Below are 20,509 nucleotides of genomic sequence, written 5' to 3'. Positions count from 1 at the left end.
CATTCTCGCTAGCTAATTGAGAATGCTCCCGATAGTATTTAACTCACTACTTTACTTCGCGTCATTAAATCGCGAACTACTTTCCCTCTTTGTCCAAAGTCCAGTACGCGGGCAAGCAAAAGATACACTGCTGGAACGCCACTCCAGTAGAATGATTCTCAACGAAAAAAAAGGTTGTTTCAGCGTTCGACGCTCGACGAAAAATTGGCCCGAACCTAATGCAGCAGGTTCTACTGGAGTGATGCTCTAGTACCTTGCTCGGAAACAATACTGCGTTTCCACTCAGAGCTACCTGCATAATTGTCGGCTGGCGGTGCCAATAAGTAAGTAGTAAGCTTTCTAAGTTCTCTTACAGCCTCTATGCTCAAATCGATCGCACCTTTTCTGCTGCCACTGAGCAACATCTCCAACCCCCTATCGGCGAACAGTCTGCAATGGAGTAGCTGCCCGGGCCCCGGCATAGCTTCCAACTAGGCGAGTCAAGTTTCAACTAAAAAATCCCGTATCAATTTTTCCTTTGTTGTTATTGGAGAATCAGCTAAGATGCCCGACTATTCTCAGGAAAGTATGCCCAGATTGCCCGATCGTCGAGATAACGGCGAGAATTTTTTCACCTATCTCGTGCTGGCAAGCCACAACAGTCGCTCTGCAATTCGGTGGCAAATTTATGCTGAACTGAAACGCAACTTTGAGTTATACAAAGAACGAAATCAGGAACTTTCACAGTTGTGCGGCCAGCCCGCTCGAAGTAAAAATATAGCCGAATTTTGGAGGCATATAGCGATTGATTCTCCGTCGCATATTGCCGAAGACTGGGAACCGAACAATAGGAAAAGACTAGCTTTAGAACACTTGGCTAGTTACTTTGAAAAAAGCTGCTACTACGCAGCTAGAGAAGTATGGCAGCAGTTAAAATCTAGCTCTTGGGAGGAATACCTCTACTATCCTCGCATTTTTATTTACGATTTTGACAATCTTTTGAGGCTGTTAAAATCTTATGATATTTCTCATCAAACTTCTTTAGATACTTACATCGGCAAAAGTTTGATAGGATTTATCAAATCTGAATCAGGTGTCGGTAAGTTCTCGCGCTGGCGGCTGCTAGCTCAAAAAAGTGATAAGGAGCTTCAGAAAGCGCTGGAAAGAGCTGAATATCGAGAACCTTATATTTCTCAATTTAAATTTGCACGGAAATACTTTAAACAAGTTTATCTCTTGAATAAGGTTAATAATCCCGCTATTTGGCAAAGAGGGCAAAAATGGCCGGATGCTGACATTGAAGATTTTCATGCTGCGGCGGAATGTTACAATGCAGAAAAGTTCATGCCTTCAGCGCCACATGAAGTCTCGGCAGGTGGAAACATCAGCTCAGAGACAATGCAAGATTGGATGAATAGGTGCATTATTGCGTTACAAAATTACCCCAATTCCATCAAGTATCCACAATTTTTAGAAGAGCTTCCAGAAGGAGTTCGTGACAAATTGTTGGGTGAATCAGATCTGAGAAAACCGCCTATAGATGACATAGAAATTACGGATGACCCAGCATGGGAAATTTACCGCCTACTTGACTCGGCTTTTCGCAAAAACTTAGAAACTTTTAAACAAGAGCAGCATAAAATGCTATTACTTTATTACGGTGCAGGATTCAAGCAAAAACAACTAGAAAATCAATTAAAAATAGACCAAACATCTATTTCTAGAAAACTCAAAAGAATGAAAATTCAACTATTAGAAACTTTTGGGAACTTGTCCCAACCCCATCAACGGGTTGATGAGTATGTAGTTGGATGGCTGCAGAAAGACTTCCGCGCCCCTCAGAGAGCGGATTACAGATCGGCCGCCTTAGTTGAAGCGATCGCGGAACTTGATTCTCGAGAGCAAGAAGTTTTGCGCCTTCGGTACGGCCAGCAGCTAGCAGAAGAAAACATTGCCACTCGGCTTGGCATGAATTTATTAGAGCTAACTGCTACAATCTCTCAATCTCAGCATAAATTACAGACAAAATTGATAAAGTTGCTGAAGGTTTGGGAGACGCAGTGTGTCGAAAAGTGGCTAATAAAGTTTTATAAACCTCGATTTTTAGCTGCTCGTCGCGCTCTGAATTTATCCATAGATGCCGAAGATAGCTCTCAAGTTATTGAGGCGATCGTCCAACACTGCCTGGAAACTTTAACTGCTTCTCAAAAAGGAGAATAAAAAAATGTTTGAACTTAACAAATTACAGTCTATTGCTTTTCATGACTCTAACCGTTTGCAATTGACAATTAACGAAGCCGAGCGAGAAATTGTCTGGCATCAAGCTCAACATCATTCTAATCCGATTTCTCGCTACAATGCTTATCTCAATGGTGTTTGTTTAAAAACATTCTTGAATTGGTTGTCGGAATGGCTGGCAGAAGAAGCATTCCCTCAACCTTCAGTCTGGCACGATCGGGATATTGCTAGTATTTGGGAAGTGTTGAATGGTACTGCATTTCAAATTGGCGAAACTAGGCTGGTATTAATTCCCAGCGATGAGGCAGAGTTAGAAGAGTTTTGCGTACCGCAGGAGTGGGTGGATATTCCTAACTGGAGTGCTGACTATTATCTCCCCGTACAAGTGAATTTGGATGGAGATGATGATGAGTGTTGGATAGAGTTATCTGGCTTTGCAACGCACCGCCAATTAAAGAATGACGGTAGGTATAATGAGGGCGATCGTACTTATTCTTTAGCAATCGAGGAGTTAACAGCATCCCTTACCGTGATGCAAATTACTTTCGGATTAAACTTGCAAGCAGAAATCTCACCATTGCCAAGTTTATCCGATTTGAAAGCGACTGAATTACTACATACTTTGGGTAATTTATCAGTATATTCTCCTCGGCTGATAGTCCCATTTGCACAGTGGGCATCTTTTTTAGCTAATGATGAATGCAGGCAACAACTCTACGATCGGCGTTTAGGAATTATTCAGGAACCAGCAGTAGCTGCTGCGCCCTCTGTGGTGGTTCAAAGTCAAGCAAATTTGATTCAGCGGGCAAAGGCTTATTTGCAAGCTGGATGGGAAATGGCTGATGAAATAATTGAGAAGTTGGGAATTTTAGAGCCTAATTTTATTTCTGCGCTAGCAGGATCTGAACGGTATCGGTACGGTGGTTCTAGCAGCACGAAAGGAATTCCCACACTAATTGAATTATTGCACGATCGCAATAAAAACACTCAATTGCGGGCTGCTGATTTATTAGGTTGCGCTGAGCGTGGAAATCAGGAGGCAATTTTAGCATTGACACAGTTCCTGCAAAATACTCAAGATGATACCTTGCAGCGCCAAGCTGCCGTCAGTTTAGGAAAACTCGATCCCAACAATTCCGCTGCAGGGGTGAGAATTGGTAAGATTGTTAAATTAAAAATGCAGCTAGATACCGATCGGGTTTTGTTGGAAATAACTCTCTTACCTGAAGGAACTGATAAAACTAATGTTTTCTTGCGGGTATTGCCGGTGCGATCGAAAACTCTGCCGCCCAATCTCCAACTAATTATCCTAGATGAAGAAGGTGATGTTTTCTGGGAAGAACAAGCGCACAATTTTACAAATAGCCTGAACTATGAATTTGGGGCGAATATAGGCGACTATTTCCAGGTAAAAATCGCTGACGGCGAAGTTAGTATCACAGAAGATTTTACCATTTAACTAAATTAGTAACAACAAATTAAAGTCCATGAGCAAGCTTGTAATTTTGGAAATAGGCGATGCTGACACCCAACAGCGCTATCCGATCGCTCTCAAAGTTGGCGATCGCATTCACTCGATGAATTTTCAAATTAGGGGGTATTTACCGCCAGCTAATGATTTGAGAGAATGCTACGAGAATTTGCAGCAAACTCGCATCGATCGCGGTTTGGGTTTTTATCGCAAATTAGAAAAGGTTAAGAAAGGGCAAATTACCAATATTTCAGTTAAAGAATTAGCCGATTACGTAGAAATTAGCGTGAATAATTGGCTAAATTCTGGGGATAGTAATTTCCAACCAGTCAGAGATCGGCTTTTGCAAGTATTGAGCGCTGAGGAAGGCAATGTCAGGCTGATAGTTCAAACAGATAATGTTGCTCTATGGAGCTTGCCTTGGCACTTATGGAAACATTTTGAACTGTTTAAAATAGAGCCGATTTTTACTCTGTTCACTACCAATATTGACTCCGCAAATTACCGAATTAAATATAAAAATAAAATTAGAATTTTGGTAATATTAGGAGATAGTACAGACATAGATGTTGAGGCAGATTTACGGTTATTGAAAGAATCTATTGCCCGTGATGATGCAGAGATTGTAACTTTAGTAGCTACTAGCAGCAGCAAGCTTAATGACCAGTTATGGGAGCAGAATTGGGATATTTTATTCTTCGCCGGCCACAGTTCTAGCGAAGATGATTACAAGCAGGGTAAGCTTGCTCTGAGCGAAACTGAAAGCATAGCAATTGAAGATTTAAAGTATGGTTTACAAAATGCGATCGAACACGGTTTAAAATTAGCAATTTTTAATTCTTGTGACGGCATGGGATTAGTCAACGAACTAGCTTCGCTGCAAATTCCTGCCGTAATTGCCATGCGAGAGCGAGTGCCGGATGAAGTCGCTCAGAAGTTTTTGGAATATTTTCTGGAGGCATTTGCTAGGGAAAAAAAATCTTTGCACGACTCTGTTAGAAAGGCGCGGGAAAGGTTGCACGGGATGGAGGGTAAATATCCCTGTGCTAGTTGGCTGCCGATGATTTACGAACACCCTGCAGTTGAGCCTCCCACTTGGGATGAGTTGCTGAAGGGTAATGAAGAAGAATTTCAGCGTGTATCGATTTGGCGCAATCTTCGGACTGTGTTGGTAGCTAGCGTGTTAGTCACAGGTGCTATGTTGGGAGTGCGATCGCTAGGATTGTTAGAACCTTTAGAAAAAACAGCTTTCGATCGACTCGCACAGATAATGCCAGATAAAGGGCTGGATTCCCGCTTATTAATTGTCGAAGCTACTGCCGATGATTTCAAGCAATTAAATAATGAATATCCCTTACAGGATAAAACAATAGTTCGGGTTTTAGAAAAATTAAATAAGCACCAACCGCGAACTATTGGCTTGGATATTTATAGAGATGTTCCACAAGGACAAGGGCGTAATGATTTAATTAAATACTTACAAAAGAACGAGCGCGTAATTCCTATTTGTATATTTTCTTCGGAAAAAATACCAGAAGGGATTGTACCAATACCAAACCTGCCAGATAGCAGACCCGGATTTGGCGATATTGTAGAAGATTCCGATCGCACTATCCGGAGACATTTATTGGCTATGAAGCCCTACCCGTCTTCTCAGTGCAAAACATTTTTTTCGCTAAGCTTTCAGCTAGCTTTACATTATTTGCAAAACCAACCGAATAGTACCGCCGAGCGGATTACCAAGCTGCCAGTCGAGTTTCGAGAGCATTATTGGAAAGTCGGAAAAACAGATTTCAAAAATTTAGAAACAAATCGAGGTTTGTATCAAAAAGAAAACTTAAGTGGATTTCAAATAATCTTGAATTATCGATCGCGCCGATCGCTCATTGACATTGCTGAGCGAGTAACCCTGATGCAAATTCTCAACGAGCAGGTCAATCCATCTGATATCAAGGATAAAATTGTTTTAATTGGTGTTACAGATCCAACTAGAAACAACGCAAACTATAATACACCTTACAACCAAGAGATTCCTAGCTTAATGTTTTTAGCCCAGAGGGTCAGTCAAATTATTACTGCCGTTGAGGATCGTATACCTCTAATGTGGTTTTTACCTCAGTGGGGCGATACTGTTTTGATTTTTCTTTGGTCTGTGGTGGGGGGTTTTTGTGCTATCCGCCTTCAATCGCGACTGCATTTAGGATTAGCTCAAGGAGCGCTACTCATTATTTTATATGGGATCTGCGGATTTAGTTTGGTGACATCAGGATGCGTGCTACCCCTCGTACCATCAGGATTTGCTTTGTTAGGTGCTAGCGGATGTTTAATAGTCTACAATGCTAGGAAAGACTCATAGCAGCTCCCAAAGCATACCTATATGAAAACTCTGTTCACCTGCGCTTGGACGCTGGCGGTTATTAACGTGACAAACTGCTTAGTTTTGGGACAGGTGCAACTTAATTTAAACAATCTCGTAGTTTCTGAATCCCAACAACCGCCTGTAAATAGTAGACCTCCCGATCGAAAGCCATCAGGAACTCGCGGGCCTTGTGAAGAGACAGCAGGTTTACCTTTTACTCCTTTCTTACCTCCTAACAGTCCAGATTTTTTAGTCTCGACAATTACCGATCGTCCTACTTTGTGGTTTTATGTTCCCTACAGCAGCAAAAGCGTCAGCTATGGAACTTTTTCTTTAGAAGATGCAGAAGGAAATCGAATCTACAAAATGGATTTCAAACTACCTGAAACTCCAGGCATTGTTAGCGTCAACCTTCCTCAACAGCAAAAACCTTTAGAGATTAATAAAACCTATCGCTGGTATTTCCGACTTTACTGTTCGTCTCAAAACTCATCGGGATCTAATTCGGTTTCTCATAAAGGTTTGGTGAAACGGGTCGATCGAGGAAATCTTGACGCTCAGTTGCAGGCTGCAACAATAGAAAATCGTGCTGCAATCTATATTGCTAACCAGCTTTGGTATGATATGCCTGACTTGGCGCAGATTCGCAGCCGCCCTAATGACTGGGCGAACATCTTGAAAGCTATGAATTTGGAAGAGTTGAAGGAAGAAAAAATAGTAGGCCCGGTGCTGCCTCGCTAAAATATTTATATCAAAATAAAAAGACCATTATTACAACCAATTTCCGAGCATAACAAAAGGAGCCCAATAATAGGGATCGGATTTTTTGGCTAGAAGCGATAATTGGGCTTGGCGGAGCGCTTCAGCTTTATTCGCATTAGGTTTTTTTAGTTCATTGTAGAACTTAACCATTAGTTCCGCCGTAGACTCATCGTCAACATACCATAATGTTGCTAATGTACTGCGCGCTCCCGATCGCACGGCGACTCCAGCTAGCCCTAGTGCAGCTCTAGGATCGCCCTTGGCTGTTCTACAAGCACTCAAAACCAATAATTCAATAGTATTATCTTTGCGATCGCGCCTGCTGCTGAGTATATCACTTAACTCTTTACTCTGGATCACGTCATCATAAGCAACAATAAAAGTTTGTTCTGGATCTGAACTGAATTCACCATGAGTTGCTATATGAATCACAGAGGAACGAAAAGAGTTAATTTGCTCTCTTAAGCTATTTTTGAGAAAATCTTGGTTAATCAGCGGTTTTTCGCTGCTAGAAACCTCTTTTTTGATATTTCCTAACTCCCGATCTACATATTTAAGAGCGGGGAATGGAATTCTCCCAGGGAAAATCCGTTCTTCACTCAAGCCTGCAATTAAAACTTTTAACCTTTCTGGTTGCCAGGAATTGGGGCTGATGAGTTGCAAGCCTGGTGCTAGGGCAATAGCATATTTTTCGATGAGATAAGTGCCTTTTTTAGTAACTTCATCATAATCAGATAAGACGCTCATTGGAATATTGCGGAAGCTGCTATCTAAGACGAATACTAATGTTTTTAAGTCAGGGTATTGTTCGAGATATTTATTAAATGGCTTAATTAACCATCCATAAATTATTTTAGAAATTTTTGTAACTTCAGCAGGTGCATCTGCTTCGCTCAATTCGCCTTGCAAGTTTTTCAGAAGTGCCTCAACTTTTCTGCGAGGTGTATCGGATGGGCGATGGTGCAATAGTCGATCGGGTAGGGAGAAAATAATTTCTAACCTATCTTCTAAAATAATTGGATAAATCACTGCGGCTGCTCGATCGATCCCATCAATTTGTTTGGTTTTAATCTGAAGACAAGCTTCTCTAAAAAAGTTCTCCAATTCAGCAACCTGAAGGGCTTCAATGACATTCCGAGCTTGCTTCAAATTCTCCTGACTCGGTTCCTCCCCCTGCAACAACAAATCTACCAATTCGCGATACACTGGTTCTACCCGATCGCGAAAATCAAACTGTCCGTCCCGACTAATCGGTACAAAATCGTTGCGTACCGATTGTAAAGTATTAAATGCAGCCGTATAAGCCGCGATCGCACCTTGAATATCTTTCTCTTTCCCCTGCCAACGAATCCGCCCCAATTGCCACTGCCACTGATAGGTAAGATCCGGCGAATTTAGCTGAACATTTTGCGACAAAAGTAAAGCTTGTTCCGTACACTGTTGAGCCTCTAACCATTGCTGTTTCTGTTCGTAAATCCTGCCCAAATTACCCAAAGCATAAGCTGTTGCCCTTAAATCGCCTAAATCCTTGCCTAATTTGACAGCTTTCGCTCCCAGATTTACAATTTCTCCCCAAGATAGAGTTTGAGTATTTTGAGGCAAGCTTTCCGAAACAGTTAAGGAATCGGGCAAACAGTAATTAGAAAGTGATTCTGTCTTTTCAGCCCTTAAGTTGGACAGATTATTTGCAGGTTTTAACTCTTCATTTTTCAGGTTAGCTAAGCTTTTCATCAAGCTAACTTCTGCATATATTTTATGACGGCTCTGCGGTAACTGGCTCAACTGAGATAAAATTGCCAACCGCAACTCTTCAGTTTCCCGAATATCGATCTTAGTCCAGATTTTTTCATCTACTAAAAGGCTGAATAAATTTAACCGTGCCTGGACTTTAATAAAAGAAGTATCAGCAGCCTCGATCGCTCTTCGATAGTAATCTAAAGCTATTGAGTAATTATTTATATAATTGTTATCTCCAGACTCAGCTAGCAATCGATTTCTATTCCCTAAAGCTTCGTAAGTATTTCCTAAACTCAGCCAAACCAAAGCTCTTTCTTGAGGATTGTTTTCCTGGGCGATCGCTCGATCGACTGCTGCCAGAAACTTCTGTGAATTGTCTAAAAATCCAAGCTGCCTCAACACATCGCCGAGGAGGCGAACCCCTGTTAATTGGATGCTTTTTAAATTTGGATTTAATAGTGTTTGTAAAAGCTTTTCTAATTCATTTAAACTATTGCTATTGGTTAACAGATCGCAGGTTCGATCGGGAAGGGCAAATTTTCCCTTATTATCCACCTCGATCGCTGGCATTAATGTTTGACAAGCCTGTTCGTAAAGCCCTAACTCTTGCATGGCTTTGACTTGAGAAATCAAGCTGCGCTTCCACCCGAATTCATCCTTTAATTTAACATAAATGCTAGCAGCTTGCTGCCAAGTTTTTAAAGCAAAATTGACTGGCCCCCGTTCCCATTGCCCGTTGCCTTTGATGTCAAGAGTCTGAGCGATCGCCCTTAGTTCTGCTGGCGAATTTTCCCCCGACTCCTGCGGCAGCAAGCTCAAACTTTTTTCAATTGCTGTTTCTGCCTCCTGCCAGCGTCCCAACTGTTGGTAAGTTAACGAAAGGTTGCTGAGGGCGATCGCTTGATTTAACCAATCTCCTTTAACTTCAAAAGCCGCCACAGCTTGCTGCCAATACTTCGCTGCTTCCTCAAACTCTCCTGCCGCATAGCTTTCCCTTGCTAACTTTTCCCATTCACTTCCCTCTCGTTGCTGGAGGGCAGCAGCGATCGCCCCCACACGATTTTGTTGAGTAATTTCTGTTTTTCCTACTTCCCAACTAAATATTTGGTGAGCTCGGACGTTTGTTGCTAAAACTGAGAATAATACTGTTAAAAATAGGATAGAAAACAACCTAATACTTTTTATCTTGATTTGGCGCGTAAGTTTCAAAAATAAAACCTCGATCGCACGGAAAAATGTAACCCTTTTTCTTGCCATGTCCTCTGCCTCGAATTCACGTCAACTAAAGGAATGCCCCAATAAAAACTTGCTGCAAGGTTATCGCTCATTTCCCAGCGCAATCCCGCCCCCACAGATACCAACGTTTGAGGATCGAAATCCTCTCTACCGGAACTGTTCCACACTCTCCCCGCATCAATAAAAGGAGCAATTTGTACGACTCCTAACCCTCGATCAGACCGACCGACAATCGGAAATCGCAGCTCGGCCGATGCGGCAATTCCATTATCGCCTAACAGTAAATCTTGCCGGTAGCCTCTCACGCTATTGAAACCTCCAAGACCAAATTGTTCTAGAGGTAAAAGCGCTCTATCTGCTAATTGCAAGTCGGTGCTGGCAAAGACAAAAGTGTCTCTTGCCAAACGGCGAACCCACTGGGCTTGTCCCCGCCATGCCAAAAATCTGCTGTCAGGAGCTTCTGAGTTAACAGTAGCATTGAAGGCGTCCAATCCCAAACTAAATTGCGATCGAAATGCCAACAATTCTTCATTGCTCCGCACCGTCCAATCCTGAAAGAATCGCAGGGCCGAAATGCGCGATCGCCCTTTTTCATCGGCTCCCGGAGAGAGGGGGAAATCTTCGCCTAAAATTGAAGTGCCGCTTTCCCGCCGAGTTGCAGTCAAACCGATCGCAACTTCTTGTCGGGGAGTCCTTAATAAAGGTTGCCGCACAGTAATATCTAAATATCGCGCCGCCGCTCTGAGATCGACATCTTCAAAAGGCGGTTCAACGACGCGATTTGCAGTAGTTCCTGCTGCTACATTAACCGTTCCGTTATTCGGATTTAAGGGCAATGTATAGCTTAGATCGAAGGCATTGCTGCCGTCGGTATTCGTGTAGGCAAGACTCAAATCATCTCCGCGTCCCAACAAATTTGCTTCGTTTACTTCCACTTGGCGGCGGACAGTACCGACGCTGGGAGCGCGGCGGTTATCTATCAATACTGCTACACTGAAAGTTTTTTCCTCTTCAAATTTAACTTCTAATGCACTTCTGTGTACCTGCGAACCGGGTATCAATTCAGCAGAAATATTTTCGATTAATGGATCGAGTTCGAGCAATCGCAGAGCATCTAGCAGGCGAGAAACTTCTAAAGGTTGCGATGCAATCGCCAAACGGCTGCATACATAATCGAGGTTGAGGCGTTGCCTTGCCGTCCGCCTCCTGACTCGAATTGATTCCAATCCGCCTTCAACGATTTTAATAATAACTTCGACCGCAGCGCCTCTATTTTGCAATCGTTGATTGGGTTCTTCGCTGGTTGTGGGAATGTAGGCAAAAGAGTTAATGTATCCCCTTTGATTGTAAAACTTTGTGACTTCGGAAATTACTTGCTGCAATTGAGCGAAAGTAATTTGACTTTCTCGGAAGCGGTTAGTAGTGCTATCTAATTTGAGAAATTGTCGGGTAACTTCTCGATCGAGAGTTTCTTGACTGAAAACTGTATTGCCAACGAAGCGAAAATTAGTAACTGTGATCGCCTCGATCGCTCCATCAGTTGTGCTATCCCCCGCTCCATCAGTTGTGCTATCTTCCGCTCGATCGGTTGTGCTATCTTCCGGCGTTTGAGTTGCGGGCGATCGCTCTTCTGACGGCACTGGGATAGAGCATTCGTAAGCTTCACCGGTATCGAAATTGGGTTCAATCTTTCTTTCTTCCAGTGTGGGAGAGGGTTCTGTAGGTGGCAGGTTTTGCGGGTTCTGCCGGGAAGGAGTGGTTTGGCGTTCCAGAGGTTCTGCGGGGTTGGGAATCTGAACAGTCAAGTTTGGGAGTTCGCGCGCATTCAACTCTTCAGCAGGCTGCTGCAGAACAGTTTGCGCCTTCAGCGGGCTAGCTGCCAAGCTGCTTGCTAACAAGCCCGCACTCAACGGCAACAAGCGATCGCCCCAGTTCCGATTTCTGTTATTGAACATTGCAGGGTGGGTTAGGAGTAACGGGACTTTGAAGCGGAACCGATGCAGGATTGGCAGTGAAAATGACTTCCCCTTTGCTGTTAACCGCCCAACCGCGAGCCGGTTGGATGGGGCGAGCAGCGGGGCGAACCGCCTGCTGGGGTGGTGCAGTTCTCGATCGCCCTTCGACAGGCGGTACAGCGTCAGCTAAGCCTACGGTTGCAGAGCCGCCGCTGAGGGTTTCCCCCGGATTGGCAGGCAAGCCGCGCCCGGTTCTGGTAAAGGTTCTGTCTTCTCCCGGCTTCCGTTGAGCCGGACAAATTTGGGTGATCGCGTCGGGATTGGCGATCGTCTCCGGCAACTGAACCGCGCCTTGGGTGGGGTCAACGTCAGGAGTGTTGAGGAGCACATCACCGTCGAGTTGCGGGCCGGCCAGGGAAGTAGCGGTGATGTCGCTGGTGAGGTTGGCAGCGGGAGCTGTTTCACGGCGCGATCGGGCTCCAAAAATGCCTTCTGGGGCTGTAATTTCCACGCGGCCGGCTGCTTGGTTGACGGCATTGGCCGTGATGTCGCTGTTGATACCAGCAATTACGGCTCTGGTATTGATGTTGATATTGCCACCTCTGGCATTGCCGCTGGCGGTGACGGTAATGTTGCTGTTGTCGCGCATCAGTAAGTAGTTTGACACTCGGAGGTTGATATTGCCGCGATCGCCCGAAAATGTTTCCGCCGTAATAATACCATTGTCCAAGCGGATGTCGCCTGCTTGAACCTCCAGGTTGCCGGCAGAACCCGTACCTCGACTCCCATCTACAGCAACACTTGCCCCATCCCGTACACTCAGCAGTCCTGTATTACCTGTATTAATCGTTACGTTCCCTGCTTCTCCGCTGCCCGTTGTCACTGCTGTCAAACGGCTGGGCAAACGCCCGTCGGCCCTGACTAAGGGAGAAACCTCTGGTGGCACGATGCCGGAAGTTCCAGTCACTTCAATAGACTCTGAAACATTGACTGCAAGAGAACCTCCCTTTCCACCTGCAAAAGTATCTGCTGATATCGCGGCTCCATCCCGAACCGTTAACTGCCTGGTTGTTACTGTCAAGTCATCTGCATTGCCAGCATCAGAGTCCGTTACTTTCCCTGTGGACTGGGTGAACAAACCGCTGGGAGATCCATCTATACCAGTTCCAGCGAGTTCGACAGATTCTCTGGCATTGACAGTTAAAGTCCCTGCTTGCCCGCTGCCTTGAGTTGTTGCTAATACCTGACCGCCATTTTGAACGATCAAGCGTCCTGTTTCAATGGTGATCTTGCCACCGCGCCCATTACCTAAAGTGAAAGCAGACACTCCAGCAAGATCTTGAACGATCGACTGCTCGGACGCTTGAATGAGTATATTGCCTGCATTCCCCGTGCTGTTGGTGGTAGATGAAATTTCACTGCCATCTCGCAAGGTCAACTGCCTGGTGGAAATGGTTAAATCTTGTGAATTCCCAGAAGAATCAGGTTCAGCTTGAGTTAGCAAGGCGCTCGGAATCAGACCGTTTGCCGATCTGCCTATTAGTTCTATGGACTGGGAAGCAGCGACAGTTAATCTTCCCCCCGAACCATCAGAAAAAGTATTTGATGCTATCTGTGCGCCATCTCGCAGAATTAATCGACCGGTGGCGATCGTTAAATCTCCTGCATTTCCCGTGGTTGGTGCAGTTTGCCCTTCCTGTAAATCGACTTGAGCAAAGAAACCGCTGGGCAAAGTGCCATCAGGATTAGTTCCACTTAGTTCTATGGAATCTGTAGCTGTGACGGATAAATTGCCCCCCCGACCAGCACCGTAGGTCGTTGTATCTACATAACCACCACCTTCAGCGGTGAACTGTACTGCTTGGATGGAGACTGCACCTCCGTCTTGGTTGCCGAAAGTCTGGGAGAGAATTCCTGAGTCCTCCGTCAGCACCACCCGCCGTCCCTGTACTTGAATAGTGCCGCCACCTTCACCGCCAGCATCGACAACAGCACCTTGTGACAGTTGAATGTCTTGGAAGTTCTGGACGCCTGCATATCCGAGTGCGAAACCTGAGTCGTTGAGGGTCAGGCTGACTGAGCTATTGCCAGCAACGCTACCAAGTTCAATCCTGCCTCCCGATGCTGTCAGAATGCCGCCGGGAAGCGCTATGTCGCCGCCTGCTAGCGCTAAAGTTTGACCTTCTGCAACTTCTAAGCCTACAGGTTCTTGGTTACTTTCCTCAATTGCGGAAGTTGCGATAGATTGATTGACAATTTGACCGGGATTCAGACCAAATTGCAAGCTAGTGGGAATGCTGATAGTTAGCAGAGGAGTTGTTTGGGTGTTTGTGGCACTGAATGAGGTGCCGTCAGCAAAGTTAATGCTATTAGCTGTAGTGCCTAGAAACGAGCCACCGATATTCAGGCTGGCATTCGGACCAAAAATAATGCCGTTGGGGTTAAGGAGAAATAGGTTAGCAGGGTTCTTGGTTTCGAGAATGCCATCAATGTTAGAAATTGACCCGCCTGTGACGCGAGTGAAGATATTTTGAATCGTATCAACGTTGTTGAAAAACGCTGTGCCACCGGTGGGGACGGAAAATTCGCGAAAGCTGTGGAATAGGTTGCGCCCCGCTTCCGTGCCGCCTTCAATGGTAAAGGTGTTGCCGTCTGGGGTGACGGTGGAATTGTTGGGTAGAGTGGCATCGGGGACAACTTGGGCGATCGCCCAAGTTGGAAAGCCACAAATGTAAAATAGAATGCAGAATATTTTGGCTTTTGTTTTATTGCTCACGCGACACAGCACCTACCTATTAGTTGCCTATTATTTAACCAATCTTATATTTGAGTAGAACAGCATCGCTAGAGCCTGCATGGGGCTGACCTTCCAAGGACCCGCTGACACTGCCAGTTATATAGATGTTGTTAGCATCGTCGATAAAGAGCTTGTATGCATTATCTTCACCCGCAGTACCTAGCTGTTGGCTCCACGAACGAACGCCACTGCTATCCAACTTGGTTACAAAGATATCATAGTTTCCTGCATTCGTACTGCCATCTAAAGAACCCTCAGTCATGCCGGCAACATATATATTCCCATTTTTATCTAAGCTAACTCCGGGTATATTTTCACTGCCAACCGTTCCAAACTGATTCGTCCAAAACTGATTGCCGTTGGAATCATACTTCACTACAAAACTATCCGCTCCACCGCTATTGTTATTGCCGTTCAAGTTGCCTCTAGTGCTTCCAGTGACATAAATACTACCAGCACTGTCAAGTTTTACTCCATAAGCAATGTCGGAGGCTAATGTACCAAACTGACGCAACCAAACTTGGTTGCCATTAGTATCATATTTAGCGATGAAAGCATCTACTCCATCCACGCGGACTCCCAAACTTCCGCTAGTTTGTCCTACAATATAGCTGTTGCCGGCATTATCAGTAGTAACTGATCGCACATTTTCGTCTTGATCTGTGCCAAAATCTTTAATCCAAACCTGATTGCCATTAGTATCGTATTTAGCGATGAAAGCATCTTGATTGGGAGGATTTTTTGACCATGCTTTCTCAGGATTAAAAGAGCTCCAAGTATTACCAGCAACATAGATATTGCCTGCATTATCAATGCCGACTCCGGTAGCGTAGTCTGCCGCATCCGCAAAGGTATCTTGACTGCTAAATACTTTCTTCCAGATTTCACTACCATTGGTATCATATTTATAGATATAAGCATCACGGTCAGAATCAGAATTGGTATTAGTGTATCCAATAATATAAACATTATTGGCTGCGTCAATCTTTACTCCTAAAGCATAATCCGTTGCAGGGTCAGCTAATTGTTTCTGCCAAAGTAGGTTACCATTAGCGTCATACTTGGTGAATAAAGTATCCCAGTTACCGGTAGTAGCATCGCCATCCCCTGTCAAACCAACCATATAAACATTTCCAGCACTATCTGTGGCAATATCTCTACCTATCTCCTGAAGCGGAGTACCAAACTGGCGTACCCACTCTAGCTTAGGATCGGAATTTGCTTTAACTTCAAGGTTCTGAGAAAACTCCGAAGTATTATTATTCGGATCTGTAGCCGTGGCAGTAATAAATTGACCAATGGGAACAGCTACTGGTAACTTAATCTCAACATTAGCATTGCCATTACTATCAGTCGTTACGTTTTGGAACCCAAGGAACTTCTCTCCTTCTCCATAACCGCCACCACCAAAATCACCACTACCAAACTCACCCCCACCAAAACCAGAGTCATCTAAAAGTTTGTTAGAGAAGAACTCTACTCTGAATGTAGTGTTGGGAGTGCTATTTATCTTTCCTTGAATTGTCGTATTTCCACCGCTAGAGATCGCGGAAGTCAGCTCGGGAAAATTCTGGAAGTTGTTAGAACCCGTGTCGCTATCTCCCACATCATTTACCGTCAAATCATCATTTCCCAGATCGATTCCCAAGAGAGCGTTCCCCAAGATCGAATTAGATAAAATAGCATTGCCCGTCGCACTAGCACGGGTAAGAGAGACACCATTCCTACCGTTACCGAATATCAAGTTTGATGCTCCAACTGCTGTCCCGCCAATAGTGTTGTTAGGTGCGCCAAAAATAAAAATACCACCATTTGTATTTCCCAATTTTTGAGTACCCGTGATATCGCTACCGATATAGTTGCCTTGAATGAGGTTATTGCTAGCACTTGCCCCCTCCATGTAAATGCCAACGCGCTCGTTGCCCGATATGATATTTCGTGCTTTAACCGTTGTACCGCCAATAGTATTATTAGAAGACCAAACTGATATGCCACTATAGCCGTTGCCTAAATCTTGAGTACCAGTTACATCAGTACCAATGAAGTTTCCTTCAATAAGGTTACCGCCATTATCGCTCAATCTGATAGCGTCAACACCAAAACGGTTGATGGTTAAGCCTCTTACCGTACTGTTGCCAGCAGAGATATACAAACCATCCACGGATACATTACTGCCATCTAATTCAATCGCTGGTCGAGTTGAATATCCCGGCTGGCTGGTTCCATCAATAATTACTGAATCTGTAATCCGTGGCAGCGGTGATAGCGGTCGAATGGTAAAAGCATTGTTGCTGGTATTGTAGCCAGGATCTGTGGGAGGAATCTTGAAGAGAACTGTATCCTTGCCAGGGCTGCTATTTGCCCAAGTCAAAACCTCCCGCAAACTGCCCGGACCGCTGTCTTTTGTATTGGTAACAACATTAGGAGACTCATCTAGCTCCAATCCGTAAAGGTTGAGTTGCCAAGTATTCCAATCTCCTTTAAATTGGTTGCCATTCTTATCAATAACTTGCAACTTCCATTCACCCTTTGATAGCTCGCCCCAGTGTCGGACAGAAGTAAACCTCCATTGAGGAGAATCTGGCACAAGTTTGTCGCTATTGTTGGAATTAGGGATGTCAGGGATGGTATTTACTAAAATTGATTCCGTGCCATCCGGCGAAATGAGTTTGACTGTTAAGTCGCCCCAGTCGGCATGATTGGCATTAAGAATTACTTCGGCTTTTTCAAGAATAATATTTTGGGAAATCGCAGCCTTCGCTTCTACTCCCGTTGCATTGCCATCAGGAATTGCTTTAATTACATTCTGCAAGTTAGAAGTTACTTTAACTTCCTTTCCGACAGGCGTCCAATTAACAGCAGCATTCGTCGCAGCGGCGGCATCGACAGCCCCAAAGCCATACTCGTAACTAACCAAAAGTCCCGCTTTATTCTGCACCCATTTGGGGTTTCCTGCTGCATCTGTGCCATTTGAATCGTTTTTTCGAGCCGTCTTGACCAAAATGTGTTCCACATCGCGGTTGGTAAGGTTGCGATTCGCCTCCAACATCAAAGCATTCACTCCAGAAACTACAGGCGCAGCCGCAGAAGTCCCGCCAAAATCGTTAGCATAGCCACCAGGGCCAGTTCCAAAAATATCTGTTGTTGTAATCCCTTGTGGGTTATTAGGATCGCCATTGTCGGAGGATGCTGAAACTAAAATTGCCGCTCCGGGTGTGCTGTAATTGACGTGATTTCCTGCTCGATCGATCGCACCTACGGCGATCGCATTACGGGAACTAGCGAAGCTATTATAATTGACATTCCCGTAGAAATTCCCTTCATTGCCACCAGCAAATACATAGGTATTTCCCAGCCCATTTCGACCTTTGGTAACTCCTGTTTCCAAAGCTTGCAGAGCTAAAGGTTGCCGCCTCATGTATTCAGGGCCCCAACTGTTATTAAAAATATCAATCGACTGGTTGCGATTAGATTGTCCCGGTTGCGTCCGAGGATCGAACAAAGCATCAGCAACCTGTTTTCCCAAGGGGTCAACCTTATAATTGAGCGGATCTGTGTTACCAAATAGTCGCAGCCCTGCTAATTTCGCTTCTGGAGCCACACCCATAATCCCTCTACCGTTTTCACTGGCTGCAGCAATTCCTGCAACTGCGGTTCCGTGAGGGTTAGCAGTGTTAATTTGTAATGTCCAGCGTTTCAGCAGTTCTTCACTAAGCAGGCGCATTTCGTTAGCATCATACTCATCAGGGTTGGGATTCTTAATTTCTAATCGCCAATTACCACCAGCATAACTACCATTAAATTGATTTAGAATGAAACTTTGAGTGCTATTTCCAGTAAAAATCAGGTCGGCTTTTTGCGTGAATTTCAAATCATCCATACCGGGCCACCACAATCTTGCACCAAAAGAAGCACGTCGGTAGAAAAGGCTGAACGCGGATGCATCAGGACTGTAAAGAGATACTTGCAAATCTTCAGGTTTGGGCAAATTAGGTGGCAGGGATTGACTTAAATCGAAGCTAGCATTAACACCAGTCACCATCCCCGTCAAATTCACAGGTATAGAGAATCCTATACTGTTCCAACTATTAACTGTTGGTTGTGAAAGATTTGCTGTAAAGCTAGTTGTGGATGTGGGCGACGGATCGCTATCCCGATCTGTAAAATCCCAACTCGCACTAGGGTTATACCGACTTCTTAAATCTGGGTGATTGTATAGCAAACCATCATCAACAATCCCAATAGTTACACCCCGCCCCCGCACAGTTTGGGGAGTAGCAGGATTAACCACGTCCCAAGCAGCGGGGAGATTTGCATTCTGTAAATTCCACTGATCTCTGTATAAAGTTTCCTGCGGTTCGTGCAACAACCTTAAGCTAACGGGCACCTGCGGGTAAGCATATTCTAATCCTGAAACTGTTGCTAGCTGAGCCGCCACCTCTAACGGAGCGATTCCCTCTGGAAATTCCCAGATAAAAGTGTTGGGAATGTGACCGGTATCTCCCCGATCGATCGCGCCAATACTAGCTGCTAATTGTTCGGAAGACTGTCCGGGCGTCAGCCAAACAACCCACTCCCGCGTTGCGGCTAAAGCTTCTGGTGGGTAGCTGTCGAGATTTGCAGCACCGACGATCGCCAACTTGACATCATCGGAAAGCCCGCTTTCACCGGGATTAGTAATGAGGGCAAATTTTTCTGTCGCGACTTCGCTAGCACCACCGGATTTGTCGTAGGCGATCGCCTTCAATTGATAGCTACCGGGTGTTAATTGGCTTAAATCGTAGCTAAAATTAAATCGTCCGACCCCATCACTATCGCTCTCAAACTGAGTTACATCATTCGCAATCTCAATTTTGTCACCGCCTTCTTTCTGCAACCAAAAGTCAACTCGATCGATGTCGCTCGCTCCTTCAGCATCCATCACCTTAGCACCGACGAAGCTAAGTTGTTCTCCGGTTGTATAAAGCGGATAGATTTTGAATTGTAAATCGCTCGGCGCAGTATTAATCGAGAAGTTCGACATGACTTCAGTGCTTGCTGCACCGGATTTGTCGTAGGCGATACCCCTGAATTTGTATTTACCTGCAGCCAACCCACTCAACGTGTAATTAAAAGTTGCCCAACGATTGTCGGAACTGTCGGGAGTAAAAGTAGTAGCATCACTAATATCCGTCCATTCTCCCCCCTCTTTCTGCAACCAGAAATCTACTTTAGCTAAATTATCAGATCCATTGGCATCAAAAATTTTGGTATTTGTTAACTCAACTGCCTCATTTGGTTTAGAAGTAGTTGGCAGGCTAAATTGCAAATTTTTTGGTGATCGGTTAATCGGAGTTGGTGTTGGCGTTGGTGTGGGAGTCGGAGTCGGAGTTGGTGTTGGAGTTGGAGTCGGCGTTGGAGTTGGAGTTGGCGTTGCGTTTTTGACAGTAAAGCTTTTGATTACCGTCTCGCTAGTATCGCCGGCTTTATCGTGGGCAATCGCCTTTAATTCATAATTCCCCGCACTTAACTGTTCTGATAGCGAGTAGCTAAAAGTTCCCCACCCTTGACTGTCTGCCGTGAAAGTTTCAACATTGTTAACCTTCACCCATTCTCCGCCTTCCTTTCTTTGAGAAATTTCTACTTTTTTGAGGTCGCCAACACCATCTGGATCGTAAACTTTACCGCCCGTAAAGCTGATTTCTTCCCCTACTGTATAAGTAGTTGAAACATCAAATTGCAAATTTTTGGGTGCTGTATTTGTTGGAGTTGGAGTTGGAGTCGGAATCGGCGTTGGAGTTGGAGTTGGCGTTGCGTTTTTGACAGTAAAGCTTTTGAGTACCGTATTGCTGGTAGCGCCTTCTTTATCGTAGGCGATCGCCTCTAATTCATAATTTCCTACACTTAAGTCCGATAAAAAATAGCTAAAAGTTCCCCACCCTTGACTATCAGCAGTGAAACTTTCAGCATTACTAATTTTCACCCATTCTCCGCCT

At 44.7% G+C, this 20,509-nt stretch carries 9 protein-coding genes; 4 read left to right on the top strand and 5 right to left on the bottom strand.

What is annotated here, in order from left to right:
• Positions 1-230 precede the first annotated feature (230 nt).
• On the bottom strand, positions 231-404 hold the full coding sequence (locus QUA80_RS29495; RefSeq protein ID WP_333428516.1) for a hypothetical protein: 174 nt from the start codon (positions 402-404) through the stop codon (positions 231-233).
• A gap of 139 nt (positions 405-543) precedes the next feature.
• Between QUA80_RS29495 and QUA80_RS29490 the strand changes: the two genes are divergently transcribed.
• Genes QUA80_RS29490 through QUA80_RS29475 form a run of 4 tightly spaced genes read left to right on the top strand, consistent with a single transcriptional unit; the run spans position 544 to position 6,788 of the window.
• On the top strand, positions 544-2,199 hold the full coding sequence (locus QUA80_RS29490) for a hypothetical protein (protein WP_333428515.1): 1,656 nt from the start codon (positions 544-546) through the stop codon (positions 2,197-2,199).
• A gap of 4 nt (positions 2,200-2,203) precedes the next feature.
• The gene (locus QUA80_RS29485; protein ID WP_333428514.1) at positions 2,204-3,676 is read left to right on the top strand and encodes a DUF1822 family protein; all 1,473 of its coding nucleotides are present in this window, start codon (positions 2,204-2,206) and stop codon (positions 3,674-3,676) included.
• 28 nt (positions 3,677-3,704) lie between these two features.
• The gene (locus QUA80_RS29480; protein WP_333428513.1) at positions 3,705-6,044 is read left to right on the top strand and encodes a CHASE2 domain-containing protein; all 2,340 of its coding nucleotides are present in this window, start codon (positions 3,705-3,707) and stop codon (positions 6,042-6,044) included.
• Positions 6,045-6,065: 21 nt separating this feature from the next.
• A complete protein-coding gene (locus QUA80_RS29475; RefSeq protein WP_333428512.1) occupies positions 6,066-6,788 on the top strand; it encodes a DUF928 domain-containing protein in 723 nt (240 codons plus the stop codon).
• Between the two features lie 30 nt (positions 6,789-6,818).
• Here QUA80_RS29475 and QUA80_RS29470 read toward each other — a convergent pair whose 3' ends face one another.
• The 4 genes from QUA80_RS29470 to QUA80_RS29455 are packed head-to-tail and all read right to left on the bottom strand — an operon-like array spanning position 6,819 to position 20,496.
• Positions 6,819-9,803 (bottom strand): CHAT domain-containing protein, encoded by a 2,985-nt coding sequence (locus QUA80_RS29470; protein WP_333428511.1) that lies wholly within the window; start codon positions 9,801-9,803, stop codon positions 6,819-6,821.
• Positions 9,752-11,737 (bottom strand): ShlB/FhaC/HecB family hemolysin secretion/activation protein, encoded by a 1,986-nt coding sequence (locus QUA80_RS29465; protein WP_333428510.1) that lies wholly within the window; start codon positions 11,735-11,737, stop codon positions 9,752-9,754. The genes QUA80_RS29470 and QUA80_RS29465 overlap by 52 nt, the downstream gene beginning before the upstream one ends.
• The gene (locus QUA80_RS29460; RefSeq protein ID WP_333428509.1) at positions 11,727-14,513 is read right to left on the bottom strand and encodes a two-partner secretion domain-containing protein; all 2,787 of its coding nucleotides are present in this window, start codon (positions 14,511-14,513) and stop codon (positions 11,727-11,729) included. Before QUA80_RS29460 ends, QUA80_RS29465 begins: the two co-directional genes overlap by 11 nt.
• A 34-nt stretch (positions 14,514-14,547) precedes the next feature.
• Positions 14,548-20,496 carry a S8 family serine peptidase gene (locus QUA80_RS29455; protein WP_333428508.1) on the bottom strand — a complete coding sequence of 1,983 codons (5,949 nt, stop codon included), beginning with the start codon at positions 20,494-20,496 and terminating at the stop codon, positions 14,548-14,550.
• Positions 20,497-20,509 lie beyond the last annotated feature (13 nt).

It is taken from the genome of Microcoleus sp. F4-D5 (genome assembly GCF_036704885.1).
GTDB lineage: Bacteria > Cyanobacteriota > Cyanobacteriia > Cyanobacteriales > Microcoleaceae > Microcoleus.
This window is presented reverse-complemented; position numbering and strand designations above follow the sequence as displayed.